The organism is Burkholderia sp. LFS061 (assembly GCF_047978125.1).
GTDB lineage: Bacteria > Pseudomonadota > Gammaproteobacteria > Burkholderiales > Burkholderiaceae > Burkholderia > Burkholderia pyrrocinia_C.
Genome location: NZ_JBFPFS010000099.1, coordinates 1 through 2,932, shown reverse-complemented (window position 1 = coordinate 2,932; position 2,932 = coordinate 1). Strand labels below are relative to the sequence as shown.

Below are 2,932 nucleotides of genomic sequence, written 5' to 3'. Positions count from 1 at the left end.
GTGGCGACTTCTTTGAGCGGGTCGCTCGATCGCGTTAAGGTGCCAATCTCGGCGATCGAAGAGCAGCGAGCGTATGCCCGCGCCAATTTCCTCTGCGACGTCGTGGCTGTTGTGGGCTTCGTCGCCGCAACAGCGATGGCATGTTACCTGTGGTGGCCGCAGCGATTCCTCTACTGATTTCGACGGCTCGGTGCCTGAGCAGACGCATCGTGCCAAATCAGGGAATTTCTGATTGCCCCGATCATGACCTGCAACCCAACGCGGGTGTTTTGTTGATCGTCAAGCTGCGTGAGCGTTGCCTCTAAGTTGGCCACCAGTGCGGTGCTGTTCATGACGCCGGCGGCCTGTAGATGCGCAATGATCGCCAGCAGCACGATACGTGATGCCTCTCCCAGGTCCCGCTCGACCGCCGCAATATCCTCCACCGTGAGCAGCCGCTCGTTGATTTCTTCCATCGTCAACGGCGGCTCCTCCGCGAATAATCGCTTTAGAACACTCCTTTCTTCATTTCGCATAGAATTCCTTGCATAGATAAGTCATGCACAACTTCAATTGTGCGTGGCGAGTTTAACGGACGAGCGCAATGCTCTGAATGCAAGAAATTTCTCAAATTCAGCATGGTGTTGTCGCGAAATATCTGAATCTGTACGACAGTAGCACCGCACGGCACGTCAGTACTACTGGTCTACGTTATTCGTATCCTGGGTTGACGTCGAGGAAAATACTCCGTGCCACGCAACCGCACTCTTGATCTCAGCTATCGCTGCCTGCAGGCCCAACTGGACGCTCTTTCGATCAACGAGGACTGGGAATGTCGCTTGTATGTCTTCGATCAAATCCGAGACGTTCATAGCACCTGCTCGGTGAAGCTTTGCGATGGTTGCATACAGTACGATGCGAGACGCATTCCCCAATTCTCGCTCGGTCGCCGCCATATCCTCTAGCCGGTGGAGGCGCTCGCTGATGTCTTCCAACGTGAGCGGGGGTTCTTCTGGTGCGAGCATTCTCAACGCTTCACTGCCTTTACTTTTCATGGCATCCCATCGAATGGATATATTGAGCCTCAACCGACTGACGTTCGAGTCTACGGACGAGGGGACTGCTTTGGCAGCAAGATTTGTCTCATGATTTCTAAATTAATTCTCGCAAAAATCCATATCGCCAAGCAGCAACTGGGCATGGATGACGACAGCTATCGCACGATGCTGCGCTCTGTCGCAGGCGTGTCCTCTGCCAAAGACCTGGACGCGGCCGGTGCAGCCAAGGTCATGCGTCATCTTGAACGTTGCGGATTCAAGCTGGTCCATTCACATGGACGCCGACCGCGCTACACACTTACCCGCGAAGCGCAGCTCGGCAAAATCGAAGCGTTACTCACTGACGCAGGTCGCCCTTGGGATTATGTGCATGCGATGGTCAAGCGAATCTGCAAGGTCGACGCGATTGAATTCTGCGACAGCGAAATGCTCGGCAAGCTGATTGCCGAGCTTCGAATTGATGCAAACCGGAGGAAAGCGTGAACTTCACCGACGTAGAAGATGAACTCCCCGATTTCGTTCGGTTGCTGGTCCGCCTGATCGGTATGCCGAAAACCGTCATGCTGATCGAGAAGCTGGGCGGCACGACGTTTCCGGTCGCCAAGCGCCTGTCGCGCCAAGGCGAAGTCCGCTATCAACTTCTGTCCGAGGTGGTGGGCGTCGAGGCGGCCGATCGCCTGACCGAGCACTTTGGTGGCGAGCCGCTGTATATCCCGATGTGCGCGAAGGCGGTCCGTCTCGCTCGTGATCGCCGCATTCGCGCTGACTTTGACACTCTGACGCGCGAACACAGCTCGCTGTACGCGGTGGTCAAACTGGTCCAGCGCAACAAATTGTCCGATCGGCAAATCTGGCGCATCCTGAAACAGGAAGACCCGCCGTCAACCTGCCAGGTCTCACTGTTCTAGTCGCGAAGAAACCCACTCCATGAACCCCGCCTCGGCGGGGTTCATGCTTAGTGACTGACGTCTGTTGCCTATGGCGACAATCGCCGGTCACCTAAAGTAGTGCCATCGAATACGCACTCCCTCAAAACGATGGCACGAATCTCTGCACTGGAAGCCGGCGGACACAACGTCGTCGCCTTTCTCGACATGCTCGCCGCAAGCACGCACTCGATGTGGGTGCTCGACCACAGCGACGACGGCTACAACGTGCTGGAGGGCTCGCACGGCCCGATCGAGCACGAGCACGTGTATGTCGCGCAGCGGCTGCTCACGTTCCGCACATATGAAACGTTTCCGCCGCTGGACGGCGTGACCGTTTCCGAGGCCGGGCGCTACCAACTCGCCGAGCTCGACTATTGGCGCTACGCCGAGCGGCTCGGCCTGGACGATTTCAGCCCGCTCTCTCAGGATCGCATCGCGGTCGAGCAGATGCGCGAGCGCCACGCCCTCCCATTGATCCAGTCCGGTCACATCGGCACCGCAATTGCCGCGTGCGCCAACGTTTGGCCGCACCTCTCACCGAAGGATTTCGGCAACGATCCGCAGCGCCATGCACTTCTCATGACGGCCTACCGCAACGCAGGCGGCACCGTCGCAATCGGCTAGCCGCCCTTGCGGCGGCCTGCATCATTGCTGCAGTTCTGGCTGGCTGCATTTCGCCATCTTTGACCGTGCCGGTACAGGTCAACGAAATGCACAACGCGGACTATGGTGTCGCCTTCCGAAATGTCTACAAGACATCACAGAAGGCTGATACGCAAAACCAGACGCCGCTACCTGATCGCGACGACGAATGATGGGCGCTACGCCGGCTGAATGCAATGCGAAAACGAGATAATGTAGTGGTCAACTAATCCCGGACACTGCGTTAAGTTTTTCTTCCGCAACGGCCGGCGCCAGTCCGTCGTTGAACTGATGCGGCCGTATCCAGTTGTACCGGTGCATCAG

General features: G+C 57.2%; 4 protein-coding genes. 3 read left to right on the top strand and 1 reads right to left on the bottom strand.

The features are described from left to right. Positions 1-170: 170 nt before the first annotated feature. Positions 171-461, bottom strand: coding sequence for a hypothetical protein (locus ACNQQL_RS35725; protein WP_347069523.1), 291 nt, complete (start codon positions 459-461; stop codon positions 171-173). 663 nt (positions 462-1,124) lie between these two features. Between ACNQQL_RS35725 and ACNQQL_RS35720 the strand changes: the two genes are divergently transcribed. The 3 genes from ACNQQL_RS35720 to ACNQQL_RS35710 all read left to right on the top strand — a co-directional run bounded on the left by ACNQQL_RS35720 (position 1,125) and on the right by ACNQQL_RS35710 (position 2,590). Beyond that, positions 1,125-1,520: a regulatory protein GemA gene (locus ACNQQL_RS35720; RefSeq protein ID WP_347069514.1), complete on the top strand. Its 396-nt coding sequence runs from the start codon at positions 1,125-1,127 to the stop codon at positions 1,518-1,520. Further along, positions 1,517-1,945, top strand: a complete 429-nt coding sequence (locus ACNQQL_RS35715; RefSeq protein WP_347069506.1) for a Mor transcription activator family protein — start codon at positions 1,517-1,519, stop codon at positions 1,943-1,945. The genes ACNQQL_RS35720 and ACNQQL_RS35715 overlap by 4 nt, the downstream gene beginning before the upstream one ends. A gap of 99 nt (positions 1,946-2,044) precedes the next feature. Continuing rightward, a complete protein-coding gene (locus tag ACNQQL_RS35710) occupies positions 2,045-2,590 on the top strand; it encodes a glycoside hydrolase (protein ID WP_347069498.1) in 546 nt (181 codons plus the stop codon). The last annotated feature ends 342 nt before the right edge of the window (positions 2,591-2,932 follow it).